Annotated in this window: 18 protein-coding genes; 12 read left to right on the forward strand and 6 right to left on the reverse strand. The window is 67.1% G+C overall.

Annotated elements, in window-relative coordinates:
• The first annotated feature begins 22 nt into the window (after window positions 1-22).
• The 4 genes from ABD05_RS08730 to ABD05_RS08745 all read left to right on the forward strand — a co-directional run bounded on the left by ABD05_RS08730 (window position 23) and on the right by ABD05_RS08745 (window position 4,710).
• A complete protein-coding gene (locus tag ABD05_RS08730) occupies window positions 23-2,365 on the forward strand; it encodes an NADP-dependent malic enzyme (RefSeq protein ID WP_274521906.1) in 2,343 nt (780 codons plus the stop codon).
• A 376-nt stretch (window positions 2,366-2,741) separates the two neighbouring features.
• Complete coding sequence (locus ABD05_RS08735) at window positions 2,742-3,173, forward strand: guanyl-specific ribonuclease (protein WP_034182701.1); 432 nt, start codon at window positions 2,742-2,744, stop codon at window positions 3,171-3,173.
• Between the two features lie 16 nt (window positions 3,174-3,189).
• The gene (locus ABD05_RS08740; RefSeq protein ID WP_047899777.1) at window positions 3,190-3,753 is read left to right on the forward strand and encodes a barstar family protein; all 564 of its coding nucleotides are present in this window, start codon (window positions 3,190-3,192) and stop codon (window positions 3,751-3,753) included.
• Between the two features lie 279 nt (window positions 3,754-4,032).
• Entirely contained in the window at window positions 4,033-4,710 is a 678-nt protein-coding gene (locus ABD05_RS08745) for a hypothetical protein (protein ID WP_238594064.1), read from the forward strand.
• A gap of 116 nt (window positions 4,711-4,826) precedes the next feature.
• Here the strand turns inward: ABD05_RS08745 and ABD05_RS08750 are convergent, their stop codons facing one another.
• The 3 genes from ABD05_RS08750 to speE all read right to left on the reverse strand — a co-directional run bounded on the left by ABD05_RS08750 (window position 4,827) and on the right by speE (window position 7,104).
• On the reverse strand, window positions 4,827-5,594 hold the full coding sequence (locus ABD05_RS08750) for a 16S rRNA (uracil(1498)-N(3))-methyltransferase (protein ID WP_047901129.1): 768 nt from the start codon (window positions 5,592-5,594) through the stop codon (window positions 4,827-4,829).
• Window positions 5,595-5,611: 17 nt separating this feature from the next.
• Window positions 5,612-6,028, reverse strand: coding sequence for a VOC family protein (locus ABD05_RS08755; protein WP_047899779.1), 417 nt, complete (start codon window positions 6,026-6,028; stop codon window positions 5,612-5,614).
• Between the two features lie 218 nt (window positions 6,029-6,246).
• Window positions 6,247-7,104 (reverse strand): polyamine aminopropyltransferase, encoded by an 858-nt coding sequence (speE, locus tag ABD05_RS08760; RefSeq protein WP_047899780.1) that lies wholly within the window; start codon window positions 7,102-7,104, stop codon window positions 6,247-6,249.
• 216 nt (window positions 7,105-7,320) lie between these two features.
• Between speE and tkt the strand changes: the two genes are divergently transcribed.
• Together tkt and gap are read left to right on the forward strand one after the other, a co-directional pair.
• A complete protein-coding gene (gene tkt / locus ABD05_RS08765) occupies window positions 7,321-9,393 on the forward strand; it encodes a transketolase (RefSeq protein ID WP_047899781.1) in 2,073 nt (690 codons plus the stop codon).
• Window positions 9,394-9,480: 87 nt separating this feature from the next.
• Window positions 9,481-10,491 carry a type I glyceraldehyde-3-phosphate dehydrogenase gene (gene gap / locus ABD05_RS08770; RefSeq protein WP_047899782.1) on the forward strand — a complete coding sequence of 337 codons (1,011 nt, stop codon included), beginning with the start codon at window positions 9,481-9,483 and terminating at the stop codon, window positions 10,489-10,491.
• 96 nt (window positions 10,492-10,587) lie between these two features.
• On the opposite strand, the gene ABD05_RS08775 is transcribed toward gap, so the two are convergent.
• Window positions 10,588-11,472: a LysR family transcriptional regulator gene (locus ABD05_RS08775; RefSeq protein WP_047899783.1), complete on the reverse strand. Its 885-nt coding sequence runs from the start codon at window positions 11,470-11,472 to the stop codon at window positions 10,588-10,590.
• A 151-nt stretch (window positions 11,473-11,623) separates the two neighbouring features.
• On the opposite strand from ABD05_RS08775, the gene ABD05_RS08780 reads away from it, so the two are divergent.
• Window positions 11,624-12,397: an SDR family NAD(P)-dependent oxidoreductase gene (locus ABD05_RS08780; protein ID WP_047901130.1), complete on the forward strand. Its 774-nt coding sequence runs from the start codon at window positions 11,624-11,626 to the stop codon at window positions 12,395-12,397.
• A gap of 10 nt (window positions 12,398-12,407) precedes the next feature.
• Complete coding sequence (locus ABD05_RS08785) at window positions 12,408-13,466, forward strand: L-idonate 5-dehydrogenase (RefSeq protein ID WP_047899784.1); 1,059 nt, start codon at window positions 12,408-12,410, stop codon at window positions 13,464-13,466.
• A 90-nt stretch (window positions 13,467-13,556) separates the two neighbouring features.
• On the opposite strand, the gene ABD05_RS08790 is transcribed toward ABD05_RS08785, so the two are convergent.
• The gene (locus ABD05_RS08790; protein WP_082146073.1) at window positions 13,557-14,279 is read right to left on the reverse strand and encodes a FadR/GntR family transcriptional regulator; all 723 of its coding nucleotides are present in this window, start codon (window positions 14,277-14,279) and stop codon (window positions 13,557-13,559) included.
• A 213-nt stretch (window positions 14,280-14,492) separates the two neighbouring features.
• Between ABD05_RS08790 and ABD05_RS08795 the strand changes: the two genes are divergently transcribed.
• The 3 genes from ABD05_RS08795 to ABD05_RS08805 all read left to right on the forward strand — a co-directional run bounded on the left by ABD05_RS08795 (window position 14,493) and on the right by ABD05_RS08805 (window position 17,517).
• Window positions 14,493-15,815 (forward strand): C4-dicarboxylate transporter DctA, encoded by a 1,323-nt coding sequence (locus ABD05_RS08795; protein WP_047901131.1) that lies wholly within the window; start codon window positions 14,493-14,495, stop codon window positions 15,813-15,815.
• Between the two features lie 155 nt (window positions 15,816-15,970).
• Entirely contained in the window at window positions 15,971-16,978 is a 1,008-nt protein-coding gene (gene alc / locus ABD05_RS08800; protein ID WP_047899786.1) for an allantoicase, read from the forward strand.
• Between the two features lie 14 nt (window positions 16,979-16,992).
• Window positions 16,993-17,517, forward strand: coding sequence for an ureidoglycolate lyase (locus ABD05_RS08805; protein ID WP_047899787.1), 525 nt, complete (start codon window positions 16,993-16,995; stop codon window positions 17,515-17,517).
• A 172-nt stretch (window positions 17,518-17,689) separates the two neighbouring features.
• Here the strand turns inward: ABD05_RS08805 and fur are convergent, their stop codons facing one another.
• The gene (gene fur, locus ABD05_RS08810) at window positions 17,690-18,118 is read right to left on the reverse strand and encodes a ferric iron uptake transcriptional regulator (protein ID WP_011350926.1); all 429 of its coding nucleotides are present in this window, start codon (window positions 18,116-18,118) and stop codon (window positions 17,690-17,692) included.
• Window positions 18,119-18,260: 142 nt separating this feature from the next.
• On the opposite strand from fur, the gene ABD05_RS08815 reads away from it, so the two are divergent.
• Window positions 18,261-19,079 carry an outer membrane protein assembly factor BamE gene (locus ABD05_RS08815; RefSeq protein WP_047899788.1) on the forward strand — a complete coding sequence of 273 codons (819 nt, stop codon included), beginning with the start codon at window positions 18,261-18,263 and terminating at the stop codon, window positions 19,077-19,079.
• Window positions 19,080-19,127 lie beyond the last annotated feature (48 nt).

The raw sequence follows: 19,127 nt of genomic DNA on the forward strand, positions 1-19,127 counted from the left end.
GCGGCCTTCGATTGGCGCTACAATGCCGTCGAACAGTTATTCTAATCCGCACGTCACGAGACACATGTCCACCCAAGCCTCTTCCAAAGCCAAGCTCCGCGAAGCCGCGCTCGATTATCACGAATTCCCGACTCCGGGGAAGATCGCGATCGCCCCGACCAAGCAGATGATCAACCAGCGCGACCTCGCGCTCGCGTATTCGCCGGGCGTGGCGTATGCGTGCGAGGAGATCGTCGAGAACCCGCTCAACGCGGCGCGTTTCACCGCGCGCAGCAACCTGGTCGGCGTCGTCACGAACGGCACGGCGGTGCTCGGTCTCGGCAACATCGGCCCGCTCGCGTCGAAGCCGGTGATGGAAGGCAAGGCCGTGCTGTTCAAGAAGTTCGCCGGCATCGACGTGTTCGACATCGAGCTGAACGAGTCGGATCCGCACAAGCTGGTCGACGTGATCGCCGCGCTGGAGCCGACCTTCGGCGGGATCAACCTGGAAGACATCAAGGCGCCGGACTGCTTCATCGTCGAGCGCGAGTGCCGCAAGCGGATGAAGATCCCGGTGTTCCACGACGACCAGCACGGCACCGCGATCGTCGTGGCCGCGGCCGTCACGAACGGCCTGAAGGTCGTCGGCAAGGACATCAAGAAGGTGAAGCTCGTCGCGTCCGGCGCGGGCGCGGCCGCGCTCGCGTGTCTGGACCTGCTGGTCGACATCGGCCTGCCGATCGAGAACATCCTGGTGACCGACCTGGCCGGCGTGGTCTACAAGGGCCGCACCGAATTGATGGACCCGGACAAGGAGCGTTTCGCACGCGAAACCGACGCACGGACGCTGGCCGAAGTGATCGACGGCGCGGACATCTTCCTCGGCCTGTCGGCCGCGGGCGTGCTGAAGCAGGAGATGGTGAAGGGCATGGCCGAGCGCCCGCTGATTCTCGCGCTCGCGAATCCGACGCCGGAAATCCTGCCGGAAGCGGCGCTCGAAGTGCGCCCCGACGCGATTCTCGCGACCGGCCGCACCGACTACCCGAACCAGGTCAACAACGTCCTGTGCTTCCCGTTCATCTTCCGCGGCGCGCTCGACGTCGGCGCGACGACGATCACGCGTGAAATGGAGATCGCGGCCGTCAACGCGATCGCCGAGCTCGCGCAGCACGAGCAAAGCGACATCGTCGCGACCGCGTACGGCATCCAGGACCTGTCGTTCGGGCCCGAATACCTGATTCCGAAGCCGTTCGATCCGCGCCTGATCGTGAAGATCGCGCCGGCCGTCGCGCAGGCCGCGATGGACGGCGGCGTCGCGACGCGCCCGATCGAGGACATGGAGGCGTACCGCGTCCACCTCCAGCAGTTCGTGTATCACAGCGGCACGACGATGAAGCCGATCTTCCAGATCGCGCGCGCCGCGCCGGAAGAGAAGAAGCGCGTGGTGTTCGCGGAAGGCGAAGAAGAGCGCGTGTTGCGCGCCGTTCAGATCATTGTCGACGAAAAACTCGCGAAGCCGATCCTGATCGGCCGCCCGTCGGTGATCGAGCACCGTATCCAGCGCTACGGCCTGCGCCTGAATCCGGGCGTCGACTTCACTGTCGTCAACACCGAGCACGACGAGCGCTACCGCGACTTCTGGCAGACGTATTACAAGCTGATGGCGCGCAAGGGCATCAGCGAACAGCTCGCGCGCGTCGAGATGCGCCGCCGCACGACGCTGATCGGCGCGATGCTGGTGAAGAAGGGCGAAGCGGACGGGATGATCTGCGGCACGATCAGCACCACGCACCGCCACCTGCACTTCATCGACCAGGTGATCGGCAAGCGCGACGGTTGCAGCGTGTACGCGGCGATGAACGGCCTCGTGCTGCCGGGCCGCCAGATTTTCCTCGTCGATACGCACGTGAACGTCGATCCGACCCCGGAGCAACTGGCCGAGATCACGATAATGGCCGCGGAAGAAGTGCGCCGCTTCGGCATCGAGCCGAAGGTCGCGCTGCTGTCGCACTCGAATTTCGGCACGAGCAACGCACCTTCGGCGAAGAAGATGCGCGATACGCTCGCGATCCTGCAGGAATGCGCACCGGAGCTGAAGGTCGACGGCGAGATGCACGGCGATGTCGCGCTCGACGCGGCGCTGCGCAAGGAAATCCTGCCGGAATCGACGCTGGAAGGCGACGCGAACCTGCTGATCCTGCCGAACATCGACGCTGCGAACATCGCGTACAACCTGCTGAAGACGGCCGCCGGCAACAACATCGCGATCGGTCCGATCCTGCTGGGCGCGGCCCAGCCGGTGCACGTGCTGACCGAATCGGCGACCGTTCGCCGCATCGTCAACATGGCGGCGCTGCTGGTCGCCGACGTGAACGCCGCGCGCTGAGCAAAACGAACGCGCCAGGCCGATCGAATCGGCGTGGCGCGTCGGGCGAAATTGTAAACAAACGCAAAAAGAGGCGTGCCCGCATGGGCACGCCGTCGGGCAGGGCGCAAACGCGCTTCCCTCAAAGCAACAGCAGCATCTCTCCACTCCGGGTAAAGAGCGTGGCAAGGAGGCAGGGTCTCGCCAAACGAGAGATGCCGCTCGCATTTTATCCTATGTAAGATAAATGTAGAGTAATTTCGGTAAGAAATACGCAAATCCGCGGGTCGTCAGGCTTTCGATTCCCAAACGGACATTGATTCGCGCGGCCAATAACGCTACGCTAACGCCTTTGTTGGTCGTCAACTACTTGATTTAACAGCGGGAACCCTGGTTCATGGCACGCAAGTGGCTCCGCAACGGCGCGCTCGCGTCCGTCTTCGCGATGTTCGCGATGGGTATCGTCGGCACGCCGACGGGCAGTCTGGTTTCCGCCGCTTACGCACGGGAGGCCGTTTCGGCCGACGTGGCCGCGAGCGGGCTCGATACGATCCCGACCGCCCGTCTTCCGCGCGAGGCCGTGACCACGCTAGGCTTGATCGGCGCCGGCGGCCCCTATCCGTACGAGAAAGACGGCGTCGTGTTCGGCAACCGCGAGCGGATCCTGCCGAAGGCGAAGCGCGGCTACTACCATGAGTACACGGTGCCGACGCCGCGTGCCCGCAATCGCGGCGCGCGCCGGATCGTCTGTGGCGGGCCCTTGCGCCGGATCGACAACTGTTATTACACGGGCGACCACTACAACAGTTTTAAACGTATTGTTGAATGACTTCGGGACGAATGGCATGAGCGACTCCATCTACGCGCACGATACGGCGGCGGCGGAACTGTTCGCGGCCGGCGACGGCAACCTGTTTCAGCGCGTGATTCAATTGAACGCGGCGGCGCAGGCCGTCGGCGCGCCGGAGCAACAGGAAGCCGAGTCCGGGCTTTCATCGAACGAGGAGCCTATGAGCCTTTTCACGACCGTGCGACCTAATCTCGTGCAGTCGATCCGCGCGTTCCGCGTGCAGGATCTCGCCGACGAAGCCGGCCGGCTCGGCCAGCACTTCCTGTATGCGTATTGCGGCGCCGCGCAGTCGAAGCAGGAAGTGATGGAAACGATCGCGACGTCGTTCCTGTTCCCGAAGCATTTCGGGAAGAACTACGACGCGCTGTACGACTGCCTGACCGACCTCGTCGCGAAGGCCGGCGCGCAGCCCGGTTTCGTGATCGTCCTCGAAGGGCTGCCGATCGCGCAGAAATTCGACAAGGAAGGGCGCGAGACGCTGCTCGACGTGTTCCGCGAGGCGGCCGAGTTCTGGGCCGAGCGCAAGGTCGCGTTCCGCGTGTTCTACTCGTTCGCGTAAGCGCGGATCGGCCCCCGGCTCTCCGCGGCCGGCCCGGCGAAAAGCCCGCTTCGAGCGGGCTTTTTTGCGTGTGCGCGATGCGTATGGGCCGGCGCGGCACGTCGCTCGCTGACACCGGCCTTTCATCGGACACCTTTTTTCGAGACAATCTCGGCCGGCCTGGTTGCGGCAGCCGTCGTGTCGGGTGCGAAAAACAAATCATCGAGAGAGGGCTGTCTTCCCATGACTATTTCCCGTTCCGCACGCGCCGGCGCGGGTATCCCGTTTGCGCGTGCCGCCGTGCTGTCCCTGCTGGTTGCGGCGGGCGCCGCGCAGGCTGCGCCGCTCACGCCCGAGCGGACCGTCGATCTTTATATCGGCGCGTTCGTCAATGGCGACGTGTCGAAAGCCCGCGAGTTCAACGACGCGGTACGCCCGAGTTATGACGGGAAGGACGCGCTCAACGTCGACGTTCTGTCGACGCTTGGCGAGTCGATGCGCAAGGATATGGCCGAAGGGATGCTGGCGCCGATGCCGCCGAAGGTGAGTGCTGCGTTGCGTCCGTCGGTCGAGAGCATGGCCGCGGCGTATCAGCGCGCGCTCAATCGTTCGGAGTGCAAGGCGACCGGCTCGTCGCGGCAACCGAACTCGGCCATCGAGGGCCAGACGGTCGCGACGGTCGAATTCGCGTGCCGCGTCCCGGATGCCGGGCCCGGCGGGAAGGCGCTGGAGGCGAAGCTGGGCAACGGTCGCCTGAAGAATGACGCGGCACGGATTGCTGCGTTCAAGGCGATCTTCTCTGGCATGGCGCAGGTTTTGGACGCGGCACAGGTGACGCACCCCGTGACGGGCAAGATCGACCTTTACAGCCTGGACGGAGGCTGGGCGACCGGAAGCCCGCAAGACGTGCTGACACCGGTTCTCGATGCGTTGTCCGATTCGATGCCGCACGGATCGTCGCGCAACAAGTCGCGATAAGCCGCAGCGTGGAAACGCGCCGCAATTCTGCAGTGACGCCGGCGCATATCGCGCCGCGGCAGGGTGACGGGGGGCCGGGAAGTGTCGTGCCACCTCGCGGCGGCACGCCCATCCCGTTACCACCCGCCCCAGCGCGCCGCCAGCGCCGCGAGCACGGCCGCGCCTGCCGTCTCGGTGCGCAGCACGCGGGGCCCAAGCGACAGCGCGGTGAAGCCGCGCGCGCGCGCCGCGTTTTCCTCGTCGGGCGACAGTCCGCCTTCGGGGCCGATCAGCAGCGTGACGGGTGCTGCAGGCGGCGTGTCGGGCAGCGACGCGAACGGGATGCTCGCGCGCGGCGACAGCAGCAGCCGCAGCTCGCCGTCGGTCGGCGCGGCCGGCAGCGTTTCGAGCCACGCGTTGAAGCCGCGAACCGGCGCGACGTCGGGCAAGCGGTTGCGCCCGCACTGTTCGCACGATGCGCGCACGACGCCGCGCCAGTGCGCGACGCGCTTGTCCGCGCGTTCGCCGGCAAGCTTCACGACGCCGCGTGCGGTCGACAGCGGCACGACCGCCGCGACGCCGAGCTCGACGGCCTTTTCGATCACCCAGTCCATCTTGTCGCCGCCGGCGATCCCCTGCGCAAGCGTCACGCGGTACGGCGGCTCGGCCTCGGCCGGCTCGAACGCGTCGATCTGCGCGAGCGCGCTGCGCTTGTCGATCTCGACGAGCCGTGCGCGGTACTGGCCGCCCGTGCCGTCGAACAGCGCGAGCACGTCGCCGGGCTGCAGGCGCAGCACCTGCGCGTGGCGTGCGACGTCGGCCGGCAGCGCGAGCGTGGCGTCGGCGCGCAGTGCCGCGTCGACGAAAAAGCGCGGCACGGCCGCGGTGGTGGTGGCTTCGTTCATGCGTGTGGCGGTTTCGTTCATGCGTCGAGATGGCGCGCGAGCGCCCAGCGGTAGCCGTCGAGATCCTCGATCTGCGCGAACCGGTCGCCCCAGAACTGGTCCTGCGGCGCGGTCAGCGATTTCGCGCCCGCGTCGAGCGCGCGCTGCCAGGTGGCGTCGACGTCGTCGACATACAGATAGAACGACTGCGGCGCGGTGGCGTTCGCGCTCTTCGGCGTGAGCGCGGTCGAGCCGAACGCGCCTTCGGGCGCGAACATCACGATCAACTGGCCGCGGTAGGCCATCTCGACGTGCATGATCGCGCCGTCCTCGTCGTGCACGTCGCGCAGTTCGAAGCCGAATGCGGCCTTGAAGAAATCGATGGCCGCGCGTGCGTTGCGCACGGCCAGATACGGCGTCAACCAAGGCACGTCGGCCGGACGTGGATCGGTCATGAAAATCTCCTGTCGAACGGTGTTGGCGCTTCAGCGCCTATGCCGGACCGAGTCAGTGCTTCAGCACTTGCTCGAACCCCATGCTTTGCATCGGGTCCCATGCGTCGCGGTCGGCCAGCGGGTTGGCACTGCATCCGGGTCGTTCCGATCCCGCGTTTCGCACGGCGAACCATACGAAACCACGAAGGAAAAACGGAACGATGCGGCCGCCCGGACGCTCAGCGGCGAACGCCCAGTGTATCGCGCAGCGTGTGCGGCAGGGCAAAGAGGGATGCATGCAGCCGCGCGTCGTAGTAGCGCAAGCCCTGGACGTGGCGCGCGGCGAGCCGTTCGTCGACGTCGTGCGCGAACAGCGCGGCCGCATCGAGCGTGTCGCTCGCGATCACCATCAGCCATTGCGAGCCGTACAGCGGCACGTGCGCGGACAACGGATCGACGACCGCGAAGCTCGCGCGCAGGTCGTCGAGCAGCGCGGCGATGCGCGCCGCGTGGAACACCGGCGAGCCGAGATGCATCGAGATCGCGCCGCACGGCGTGAGGATCCGCTTGAGCCGCGCGTAGAACGCGCGCGTATAGAGGCCGGCCGCCGGCGAATCGGGCGGCGTGAGGTCGAACACGACGAGATCGAAATGCTCGACGGTCGAGTCGACGAAATGCGCGGCGTCGCCGATCACGACCTCGACGCGCGGGTCGTCGAGCGCGCCCTGGTGCACGTCGTCGAGATAACGGCGCGCCATCCCGACCACCTCGTCATCGAGTTCCGCGATCACGATCCGCTCGATGCACGCATGCTTGAGCAACTGGCGTGCCGCGCCGCCGTCGCCGCCGCCGAGCACCAGCGCCTTCTTCGGCGACGGATGCGCGAGCGCGGCCGGGTGCGTCATGCACTCGTGATAGACGTACTCGTCGCCGACCGACGTCATCGGCTGGCCGTCCAGCGTAAACAGCCGGCCGAGCTGCGGGGTTTCCCAGACTTCGATCTGCTGGTGCGGGGACGCGACGCGCGCGAGCCGCCGAGCATTCGGGAAGCCGTAGGTGGCGTCGGGCGTAGGGTGAAAGAGTAGCGTGGTGCTCACGGGTGGGCCGCCAAGGGCAGTCGTTTCTGACGTCTGAATTATAGGAGGCGCACGGTTTGACGGAAAACCGTGCCGGAACACCACGCGCCGACAAGGGAAATGTCAGCCCATCTGTTAAAATGACGAGCTTTGCAGCCCCGTCCGTAGGCTCCGTCCGCTTCGCGTCCGTCAGGCGCCGCACCGCGCGCCGGGAACGATTGACGCTCGAGCTTCCGGATGCCGCCGTGCCCCCGTTTCCTCGACTCGTTCTCCGGACTCGACATGACGACTTCGTCTCCCGCCTCCACCACCCTGATGGCCAACGCGATCCGTGCGCTCGCGATGGACGCCGTCCAGCAAGCGAACTCCGGCCACCCCGGCATGCCGATGGGCATGGCCGAAATCGGCGTCGCGCTCTGGTCGCGCCATCTGAAGCACAACCCGACGAACCCGCACTGGGCAGACCGCGACCGCTTCGTGCTGTCGAACGGCCATGGCTCGATGCTGCTGTACTCGCTGCTGCACCTGACCGGCTACGACCTGCCGATCGAAGAGCTGAAGAACTTCCGCCAGCTGCACTCGAAGACGCCGGGCCACCCGGAATACGGGATCACGCCGGGTGTCGAGACGACCACCGGCCCGCTCGGCCAGGGTCTCGCGAACGCGGTCGGCATGGCGCTCGGCGAAGCGCTGATGGCCGACGAGTTCAACCGCGACGGCGCGAAGATCGTCGATCACCACACGTACGTGTTCCTCGGCGACGGCTGCCTGATGGAAGGCATCTCGCACGAAGCCTGCTCGCTCGCGGGCACGCTGAAGCTGAACAAGCTGATCGCGCTGTACGACGACAACGGCATCTCGATCGACGGCGACGTCGTGAACTGGTTCCACGACGATACGCCGAAGCGCTTCGAAGCGTACGGCTGGAACGTGATCCCGAACGTGAACGGCCATGACGTCGACGCAGTCGACGCGGCGATCGCGAAGGCGAAGCTGTCGGACAAGCCGACGCTGATCTGCTGCAAGACGGTGATCGGCAAGGGCGCGGCGACCAAGGCCGGCGGCCACGACGTGCATGGCGCTGCGCTCGGCGCGGAAGAAATCGCGAAGACGCGCGAAGCGCTCGGCTGGAAGTGGGAGCCGTTCGTGATTCCGCAGGAAGTCTATGCGGCCTGGGACGCGAAGGAAGCCGGCAAGCGTGCCGAAACCGACTGGGACGCGACGTTCGCGCAATATCGCGCCAAGTTCCCGGCAGAAGCCGCCGAATTCGAGCGCCGGATGGCCAACCAGCTGCCGGCCGACTGGGCCCAGAAGGCCGCGGCGATCATCGCCGGCGCGAACGAGCGCGCCGAGACGGTCGCGACCCGCAAGGCGTCGCAGCAGGCGATCGAAGGGCTGGCCGCCGCGCTGCCCGAGCTGCTCGGCGGCTCGGCCGACCTGACCGGCTCGAACCTGACCAACTGGAAGGCGTCGAAGGCGGTCCGTGCGAATCCGGAAGGCGCGGGCGTCGTGCTGGGCAACCACATCAACTACGGCGTGCGCGAATTCGGCATGAGCGCCGCGATCAACGGCCTCGCGCTGCACGGCGGCCACAAGCCGTTCGGCGGCACGTTCCTGACGTTCTCCGACTACAGCCGCAACGCGCTGCGCGTGGCCGCGCTGATGAAGGTACCGTCGATCTTCGTGTTCACGCACGATTCGATCGGCCTCGGCGAAGACGGCCCGACGCACCAGTCGATCGAGCACGTGTCGAGCCTGCGCCTGATCCCGAACCACGACGTGTGGCGTCCGGCCGACACGGTCGAGACGGCCGTTGCATGGACGCACGCGGTTGCCGCGGATCGTCCGTCGAGCCTGATCTTCAGCCGCCAGAACCTCGCGTTCAACCCGCGTACCGACGCGCAGATCGCCAACGTCGAGAAGGGCGGCTACGTACTGAAGGACTGGGACGAAGAAATCGTCGCGCGCAAGATCATCCTGATCGCGACGGGTTCGGAAGTCGAGCTCGCGATGAAGGCCGTCGAGCCGCTCGCGCAGCAAGGCATCGCGGCCCGCGTCGTGTCGATGCCGTCGACCAACGTGTTCGACCGCCAGGACGCCGAATACCGCGAACGCGTGCTGCCGCACGGCGTGCGCCGCGTCGCGATCGAAGCGGGCGTGACGAGCTTCTGGCACAAGTACGTCGGCCTGGAAGGCGGCGTCGTCGGGATCGACACGTTCGGCGAATCGGCGCCGGCCGGCGTGCTGTTCAAGTACTTCGGCTTCACCGTCGAGCACGTCGTCGAGACCGCGAAGGCCGTGCTGGCCTAAAAGCATTCGCGACGCGCGCCACCCGTCGCGCGCGTCGCACCGTGAAGCTGCACGAAACGAATTTTTTCAGCCATCAGGAGATAGACCATGACGATTCGCGTCGCAATCAACGGCTACGGCCGTATCGGCCGCAACACGCTGCGCGCGTTTTATGAAAACGGCAAGAAGCACGATCTCGAGATCGTCGCGATCAACGATCTGGGCGATGCGAAGACCAACGCGCACCTGACCCAGTACGACACCGCGCACGGCAAGTTCCCGGGCGAAGTGACGGTCGACGGCGACTACCTCGTCGTGAACGGCGACAAGATCCGCGTGCTGGCGAACCGCAACCCGGCAGAACTGCCGTGGGGCGAGCTCGGCGTCGACGTCGTGATGGAATGCACGGGCTTCTTCACGACCAAGGAAAAGGCGAGCGCGCACCTGAAGGGCGGCGCGAAGAAGGTGATCATCTCGGCGCCGGGCGGCAAGGACGTCGACGCGACGATCGTCTACGGCGTGAACCACGACGTGCTGAAGGCCGAGCACACCGTGATCTCGAACGCATCGTGCACGACGAACTGCCTCGCGCCGCTCGTCAAGCCGCTGAACGACAAGATCGGCCTCGAAACCGGCCTGATGACGACGATCCACGCGTACACGAACGACCAGGTGCTGACGGACGTCTATCACGAAGACCTGCGCCGCGCGCGTTCGGCCACGCACAGCCAGATCCCGACGAAGACGGGCGCTGCTTCGGCCGTCGGCCTCGTGCTGCCGGAACTGAACGGCAAGCTCGACGGCTACGCGATCCGCGTCCCGACGATCAACGTGTCGATCGTCGACCTGTCGTTCATCGCGAAGCGCGACACGACGGTCGAGGAAGTCAACGCGATCATGAAGGAAGCATCGGAAGGCGCGCTGAAGGGCATCCTCGGCTACAACGATGCACCGCTGGTGTCGATCGACTTCAACCACAACCCGGCTTCGTCGACGTTCGACGCGACGCTGACCAAGGTGTCGGGCCGTCTCGTCAAGGTGTCGAGCTGGTACGACAACGAGTGGGGTTTCTCGAACCGCATGCTGGATACGGCTGTCGCGTTCGCGAACGCGAAGTAATCCCGCACGTTGCGCGGCCGCGGCAACGCGGCACGCGCGGCGAACGAGCCCGGCCCGGTTTTCCGGCCGGGCTTTTTTGTTGCCCGGAGTGCGTCGTCACCGGTCTGCCGTCACCTGTTCGAGCGCGGCGACGAATGCGCGCTTCAGCGGGCTGTCGAGGTCGGTCCACGCGAGACCGATACCGCTCCGGTGGCCGGCCAGGTCGAGCGGCCGCGCGAGCACGTTCGGCGGCAGTGCGCTCGCGGCTTCCGCCGGGATCAGCCCGATGCCCATCCCCGCCGCGACGAGCGCAAGCATCGTCGTGAATTCCCCGAACTCCTGCGCGATTTCGAGCGTCGTGCCCGCGCGGCTCAGCGCGAGCAGCATGTCGTCGTGAAAGCCGGGCGCGTAGCGGCGCGCAAGCACGAACGCGGGCTGGCCGCGCAGCGCGGCCGGCGGGATCGTGTCGTGTGCGGCGAGCGGATGGTCGAGCGGCAGCGCGACGACGAAGCCTTCCTCAAGCACCACGCGCGTGTCGATACCCGCATATGCGGCCGGCAGCCGGATCATCCCGAAATCGATCCGCCGGTCGCGCAGCGCGGCGATCTGGTCGGGTGTCGGCATGTCCTTCAGTTCCAGCGCGATCAGCGGGTAGCGCTCGCGCATCGTGCGCAGCACGGCCGGCAGCAGCGCGGGCAGCACCGACGACACGAACGCGATCCGCAGCGTGCCGATCTCGCCGCGGCTCGACAGCCGCGCCATCTGTTCCGCGCGCGCGGCCTGCTGCAGCGTCGCGCGTGCTTCAGGCAGGAACACGCGCCCCGTGTCGCTCAGTTCGACCTTGTGCCGGTCGCGCTCGAACAGCCGTGCGCCGAGTTCTTCCTCGAGCGCCTTGATCTGCATGCTCAGCGCGGGCTGCACAATGAACAGGCGCTGCGCCGCGCGCCCGAAATGCAGCTCTTCCGCGAGCATGACGAAGGCGCGCAATTGCTTGAGTTCCATGGGCGGCGGGCAGGAGAGGGCGGTAATCAGATTTCATGATAACCGGATCAAAAAAGACCATTGGCGCGGCATCGGGCCGGCAGCCGAAGATACCGTCAACGCGAGACCGGCCGCGACGGGCAGCCGGCTCCACTGGCACGAGGAGACATGCATGACCCACGCGCTTGACCGGTTCCGCCTCGACGGCCGCCGCGCACTGATCACGGGTTCCGGACGCGGGATCGGGCTGACGCTCGCCCGCGGGCTCGCGGAAGCCGGCGCGGCGATCGTCATCAACGATCGCAATGAAGAGAAGGCCGCGACGCTCGCGCGCCGTTTCCGCGACGAAGGCTTCGCGGCCGACCATGCGGTGTTCGACGTCGCCGAGCATGCGCAGGTGCGCGCGGCGATCGACGATTTCGAGGCGCGCGTCGGCGCGATCGACATCCTCGTGAACAACGCGGGCATCCAGCGCCGCGCGCCGCTCGACGCATTCGAGCCCGACGACTGGCATGCGCTGATGCGCGTGAATCTCGACGGCGTGTTCAACGTCGCGCAGGCCGTCGCGCGCCACATGATCGCGCGCGGCCACGGGAAGATCATCAACATCTGTTCGGTGCAGAGCGAGCTCGCGCGGCCGACGATCGCGCCGTATGCGGCGACGAAGGGCGCGGTGCGGATGCTGACCAAAGGGATGTGCGCCGACTGGGCACGCCACGGCATCCAGGCCAACGGCCTCGCGCCCGGCTATTTCGAGACCGAACTGAATCGCGCGCTGGTCGACGACGCGGCGTTCTCCGACTGGCTGTGCAAGCGCACGCCGGCCGGCCGCTGGGGGCGCGTCGACGAGCTGTGCGGCGCGGCGATCTTCCTCGCGTCGGCCGCGTCCGATTTCGTGAACGGCCAGACGCTGTTCGTCGACGGCGGGCTGACCAGCGCCGTATAGGGAGGCAGGTATGCGTATGCGTTGCATGTGTGTCGTGATCCACGGGCCGAACGACCTGCGGGTCGAAGAACAGGACGCGGGCGAGATCGGCCCGGGCCAGGTGCGCGTCGATGTCGCGATGGGCGGCATCTGCGGGTCCGATCTGCATTACTTCCGGCACGGCGGCTTCGGCGCGATCCGGCTGCAGCAGCCGATGGTGCTCGGCCACGAAGTCGCCGGCACGGTCGCGGAGGTCGCGCCCGACGTGACGTCGGTGAAGGTCGGCGATCGCGTCGCGGTCAATCCGAGCCGGCCGTGCGGTACGTGCCGCTATTGCCTCGAAGGCTTGCCGAACCAGTGTCTGGACATGCGCTTCTACGGCAGCGCGATGCGGATGCCGCACGTGCAGGGCGCGTTTCGCAACGCGCTCGTGTGCGACGCGACGCAGTGCGTGAAGGTCGCCGATCACGTGCCGCTGTCGCTCGCGGCGCTCGCCGAGCCGTTCGCGGTCGGGCTGCATGCGGTTTCGCGCGCGGGCCCGCTGATCGGCAAGCGCGTGCTCGTATCGGGCTGCGGGCCGATCGGCGTGCTGGCGGTCGCGGCGGCGCGCGTGCATGGCGCGGCGGAGGTCGTCGCGACCGACGTCGTCGAAGCGCCGCTGGAAGTGGCCAGCGCGCTCGGCGCCGACCATACGATCAATGCGGCGGCCGATGCCGGATGGGTCGCGCGCTACGGCGCCGACAAGGGTACGTTCGACGTGATGATCGAGTGTTCGGGCAATGCGCGCGCGCTGCGCGACGGTCTGGACGTGATGCGTCCGCGCGGGGTCGTCGTGCAGCTCGGGCTCGGCGGCGATGTCAGCCTGCCGCAGAACGTCGTGGTCGCGAAGGAGTTGTCGATCTGCGGATCGTTCCGCTTCCATGCGGAATTCGCGCTCGCGGTGCAACTGATCAACGCGGGGCGCGTCGACCTGAGGCCGGCCGTCACGCGCGTGTTCCCGATGCGCGACGCGAACCTCGCGTTCGAACTGGCCGGCGACCGGCAGCGCGCGATGAAGGTGCTGATCGATTTCGCGGACGAGGCCGCGTGATCGTCCGGCGCAAGCGCGTGCGTTGTTTCGCGATCGACGAGAGTCCGATCGCTGCGGTGTGACGCTCGTGCGGTGCGCACCGCCCGGCCGTCAGGCGCCCGGCGTCGGGAAGAAGATGCCCGCGCGCTGCGCGGCGTTCGCGATGTGCGTTTCGATCGCGGTGCCCGCGGCGGCCGCGTCGCGCGCGATCAGCGCATCGACGATCGCGCGGTGCTCGTGCCACGTCGACAGCAGCAGCTCGCGCCGGTAGAACGGCATGCGCTGGCTTTCCTTCATGATGTCCGCGCTGCCGCGCAGGATCGATTCGATCGCCGCGTTGCCGGCGAGATGGATGATCCGCATGTGGAAGTCGAAGTCGAGTTGCGATGCTTCGTCGAGCGCGCTTTCGGTCAACGCGACGTGCAGGTCGGCGAGGTTGTCCTCGAACCACGCGATATCGTCGTCGCTGACGACGTGCGCGGCCATCCGCGCGGCGAACCCTTCGAGCGCGTAGCGCATCTGGTACGTGTCGGGCGGCGACGACTGCTCGGCGAACCGCCACGCGTGCGCGTCCGTCGCCTGCGCGCTTTCGACGTACACGCCCTTGCCCGCGCGGATGCGCAGCATCCCGAGCGCCTCGAGCGTCGACAGCGCCTCGCGCAGCGACGCACGGCTGATCTCCAGCTCCTCGGAGAGCTGACGCTGGGCCGGCAGCAGGCTGCCGACCGGATAAACGCCTGCCTCGATCCGGTCGCGGATCGTCGCGATGGCGGCGTCGGTCACGGTATGCGGAACATTTTTCATGATGTGAACGATGGCCGGTCTGACCGGCATTGTAATCCGCACATGCGCGGTGCATGACTGCACTACGGGAAAGCCACGATCAGGCCCGCTTTCGGGGCGCCGGACGCAGGCCGAGGGGGGCGGGAAATCCCTATTTTGTCCGTCCTTGACGTCACTATATCGGCTTCCTACTATCCACCATAACATCACTGGTCTTACCAGTATGAACAGACGAAACTGCAACCGTTGGATCGGGAGAGCGCCGTGTCGAAATTCCTCAATTCGCTGTTTGGCCGAGTAGTCGTCGCATTGATCCTGGGGGTCGCGCTTGGCGCGTTCTTCCCGCATTTCGCCGAGTCGTTGCGACCGCTCGGCGACGGGTTCCTGAAGCTCATCAAGATGGTCATCGGCCCGATCGTGTTCTGCGTCGTGGTCAGCGGGATGGCCAATGCGGGCGACCTGAAGAAGGTCGGCCGGGTCGGCCTGAAGGCCGTCATCTACTTCGAGATCATGACGACGCTCGCGCTCGGCATCGGGCTCGTGCTCGCATGGGTCACGCGCCCGGGCGTCGGGATGAACATCGACCTGCATTCGCTCGACGCGTCGTCGCTCGCGTCGTACGCGAAGAACGCCGAAAGCCTGAAGGACACGGCCGGCTACCTGATGAAGATCATCCCCGACACCGCGATCGACGCGTTCGCGAAGGGCGACATCCTGCAGATCCTCGTGTTCGCGGTGCTGTTCGGCTCCGCGCTGTCGCTGCTCGGCGACAAGGCGCAGCGCGTCAACTCGCTGATCGAGGAACTGTCGCACGTGTTCTTCCGGATCATCGGCTTCATCATCAAGCTCGCGCCGCTCGGCGTGCTCGGCGCGATCGCGTTCACGACCGGCAAGTACGGCGTCTCGTCGCTCAAGCAGCTCGGCTACCTGGTCGCCGTGTTCTACCTGAGCTGCATCGTGTTCGTCACGGTCGTGCTCGGCATCGTGATGCGGCTCGCGGGTTTCTCGGTATTCAAGCTGATCCGCTACCTGCGCGAGGAACTGTCGATCGTGCTCGGCACGGCGTCGTCGGATGCGGTGCTGCCGCAGGTGATGCGCAAGCTCGAATACATGGGCGTCAAGGATTCGACGGTCGGCCTCGTGATCCCGACCGGCTATTCGTTCAACCTCGACGGCTTCTCGATCTACCTGACGCTCGCCGTGCTGTTCATCGCACAGGCCACCAACACGCCGCTGTCGACGCATGACCTGATCGTCGTGCTGCTCGTGTCGCTCGTCACGTCGAAGGGCGCGCACGGCATCCCGGGTTCGGCGATCGTGATCCTCGCGGCGACGCTGTCGGCGATCCCGGCGATTCCGGTGCTCGGCCTCGTGCTGATCCTGCCGGTCGACTGGTTCGTCGGCATCGCCCGCGCGTTGACCAACCTGATCGGCAACTGCGTCGCGACGGTCGTCGTCGCGGTGTGGGAGAACGATATCGACAAGGTGCGCGCGAAGCGCGTGCTGAACCGCGAGCTGCGCTACGTGCCGGCCGAAGAGGAAGGCAACGCGGCGCCGGTCGCCGGCGACCAGGCCCACGCGCTCTGAGCGCGGTGTCGCGCGGGGCATCTGCGCCCCCGGTTGACCCGCGCGATCGATTTACCTGCGGCCGGCGCCTCGATGCGCCGGCAGTTCATCAGAAATTGCTTTGCACGGGATGGGAGTAAGCGCTGAAGCGCCAACTCTCATCGACAGGAGACAACATGGCAGCCCCCATCCTCGATCCGAACGCGCCGGCGTTTACGCGGCGTTACATGAACCTCGCCGACCCGCGCCTCGGTGCGCAGGCATTGTTTGCGAGCGACGAATTCTTCGCGCCGAAAGAGCGCATGCTGAATCCCGAGCCGGCCGTGTTCATTCCCGGCAAGTACGACGACCACGGCAAGTGGATGGACGGCTGGGAAACGCGCCGCAAGCGCACGACCGGCCACGACTTCTGCGTGGTGCGCCTCGCGCGGCCGGGCGTGATTTTCGGCGTCGATCTCGATACGAGCCACTTCACCGGCAACTTCCCGCCGGCCGCGTCGATCGAGGCGTGCGTCGCCGACGGCGATACGCCGCCCGACGACGCCGAGTGGCGCACGATCGTCCCCGCGACGACATTGCAGGGCAATTCGCATCACTACGTGAGCGTCGACGACGCGCAGCCGGTCACGCACCTGCGCGTGAACCTGTATCCGGACGGCGGGCTCGCGCGGCTGCGCGTGTACGGCCAGCCGCAGCGCGACTGGCGCCATGTGCCGGCCGGCGAACTCGTCGATTTCGCGGCGATCGAGAACGGCGGTTATCTGGTGGCCGCGAACAACCAGCACTTCGGCCCGGCATCGCAGATGCTGATGCCGGGGCGCGGCGCGAACATGGGCGACGGCTGGGAAACGCGGCGCCGCCGCGAGCCCGGCAACGACTGGGCGATCGTCGCGCTCGCGCGGCCGGGCATCATCCGGCGCGTCGAGGTCGATACGGCGTTCTTCAAGGGCAACTTCCCCGACCGCTGCTCGCTGCAGGCCGCGCGGGTCGCGGGCGGCACCGACGATTCGCTGGTCACGCAGGCGATGTTCTGGGCCGAATTGCTCGGCGAGCAGAAGCTGTCGATGGACCACGTGCATACGTTCGACCAGCTCGCGGCGCTCGGCCCCGTCACGCACGTGCGTTTCAACATCTTCCCGGACGGCGGCGTGTCGCGCCTGCGTCTGTGGGGCGAGCCGGCTTGAAGGAGGGAAATGGCATGAGCGGACCCCATATCCTGCGCGTCGAGCGCCTGACCCGCGAAGCGTTCGCGCCGTTCGGCGACGTGATCGCACTCGAAGGCGCGCGGCATTTCCCGATCAACGGCGGCACGACCGAGCGCTTCCACGATCTCGCGACGATCGACGTCTGCGCGGACGGCGGCCGGCCGCTCGTCAGCGTGTTTCGCGCGCAGCCGCGCGCGCTGCCGGTCGCGGTCACGCTGATGGAGCGCCATCCGCACGGCAGCCAGGCGTTCATCCCGCTCGCGGCCGTGTCGCGCTACGCGATCGTCGTTGCGCCGGCCGGCGAATTCCGGCCCGACGCGATGCGCGCGTTCCTGGCCGAAGGCTGGCAGGGCGTGAATTATGCAAAGGGCGTCTGGCACCATCCGCTGCTCGCGCTCGACGCGGTCAGCGATTTCGTGATCGTCGATCGCGGCGGCCCGCAGCCGAACTGCGACGAGATCCCGCTCGACCGCGCGTGGGCGCTCGAGTTCGAGCCGGCCTGCGCGAGCACGGCCTGACGCTGCGCGCAGCCGGGGTCCGGTTCCGGGCACCGGTTTCGCGCGAGCGCCGAAGGGTTTTCGTAAGCGTTCCGAACCGGCCCGCGCGCGGCGCGCGGCACTATCCCGAAAAGAACACGGCCCGGGCGGCGAGATGCCGGCCGGGCCGTGCTTCGTGCGCGGGTGGCGCGATTCAGTGCTTGCGGTGCGGGCAGTTCTCGGTCGTGCAGGAACCGTACATCGCGAGCGAGTGCTCCTGGAGCCGGAAGCCGCGCTCCTTCGCGATCGCCTGCTGGCGGCCTTCGATCTCGGCGTCGAAGAATTCCTCGACGCGGCCGCAATCGAGGCACACGAGGTGGTCGTGGTGCGAGCCCTCGTTCAGTTCGAACACGGCCTTGCCGGATTCGAAGTTGCTGCGCGTGAGCAGGCCGGCCTGCTCGAACTGCGTCAGCACGCGGTAGACCGTGGCGAGCCCGATGTCGAGCTGCTCGTTGAGCAGGTTCCGGTAGACGTCTTCGGCCGTCAGGTGCCGCACGGGGCTTTGCTGGAAAATCTCGAGAATCTTGAGGCGCGGTAGGGTGGCCTTTAGCCCGATATTCTTGAGATCCGTCGGATTGGTCATGGCTAGGCATCCCTAGAGTACAATGCAGGGCTTCAATGTTACCGGCTTTTCGCCGTTCCAGATACACGCGCGGCCTGCAACGCGGGCCAGCACGGTGAAGGAAATGATCCCAGAAACGCTTTCGCACTTTCAGAGGAGTCGCATGCGGAGTGCCATCATCGCTGCCGCCGCCGTTGCGGCGCTGGCTGGTTGTTCGTCGTACGACAGCGTGACGCAGCGCATCGCGCAGAGCATCACGCCCTATCGGATCACCGTCGTGCAGGGCAACTTCGTGTCGCAGGAGAAGGCCGCACAACTGCAGGTCGGCATGACGCGCGAGCAGGTGCGCGCGTTGCTCGGCACGCCGCTGCTGGCGGACATGTTCCACGCCGACCGCTGGGATTACCTCTTCTACTTCAAGCGCGGCTCGACGGCGATCGTCCAGCAGCGCGATCTCGTCGTGACCTTCGCGGGCGATCGCCTCGCGGGCTGGACCGGCGCCGACAACCTGCCGTCCGAGCTCGACCTGCTGGCCGACATCGACGGCGACCGCGGCGGCCGGAAGGCGAAGGCGGCCGCGGCGGCGAAGGCCGCTTCCGAGGCTGCTGCCGCGCGTGCTGCGCAAGCGGCGAGCGCGCCTGCGCCGGAGGCTGTCGCCAGCCCGTCCGCCGTGCCGGCGTCCGGCGCGGTGGTCGACCAGGATGCGAACGCGCAGGCCGCACGCGTGGCGAACCGCGCGACCAACCAGGTGTCGGGTCAGGGCTCGAGCGCGCGCCGCTTCACGCCGTCCACGCAGGCTGCCGGCGGTGCGCCGGTGCCGGGCGGCCAGCCGCCGGGCGCGGTGCCGGCGATCCAGCCGCAGTTCCAGTTCCATCGTCCGCCGCAGCCGAACGTGTCGAGCGAGGCGTCGCCGCCGGTCGGCCCGCAAGGCTCGGACACGCTGCAGAACCAGCCGATCACCGCGCCGGCCCAGTCGCAGTAAGCGGCCGGCATGCGGAAACGGGGCGGCTCGCGCCGCCCGCCTTTAGAC

Origin of the sequence: Burkholderia pyrrocinia (genome assembly GCF_001028665.1) — a bacterium.
Lineage (GTDB): Bacteria > Pseudomonadota > Gammaproteobacteria > Burkholderiales > Burkholderiaceae > Burkholderia > Burkholderia pyrrocinia.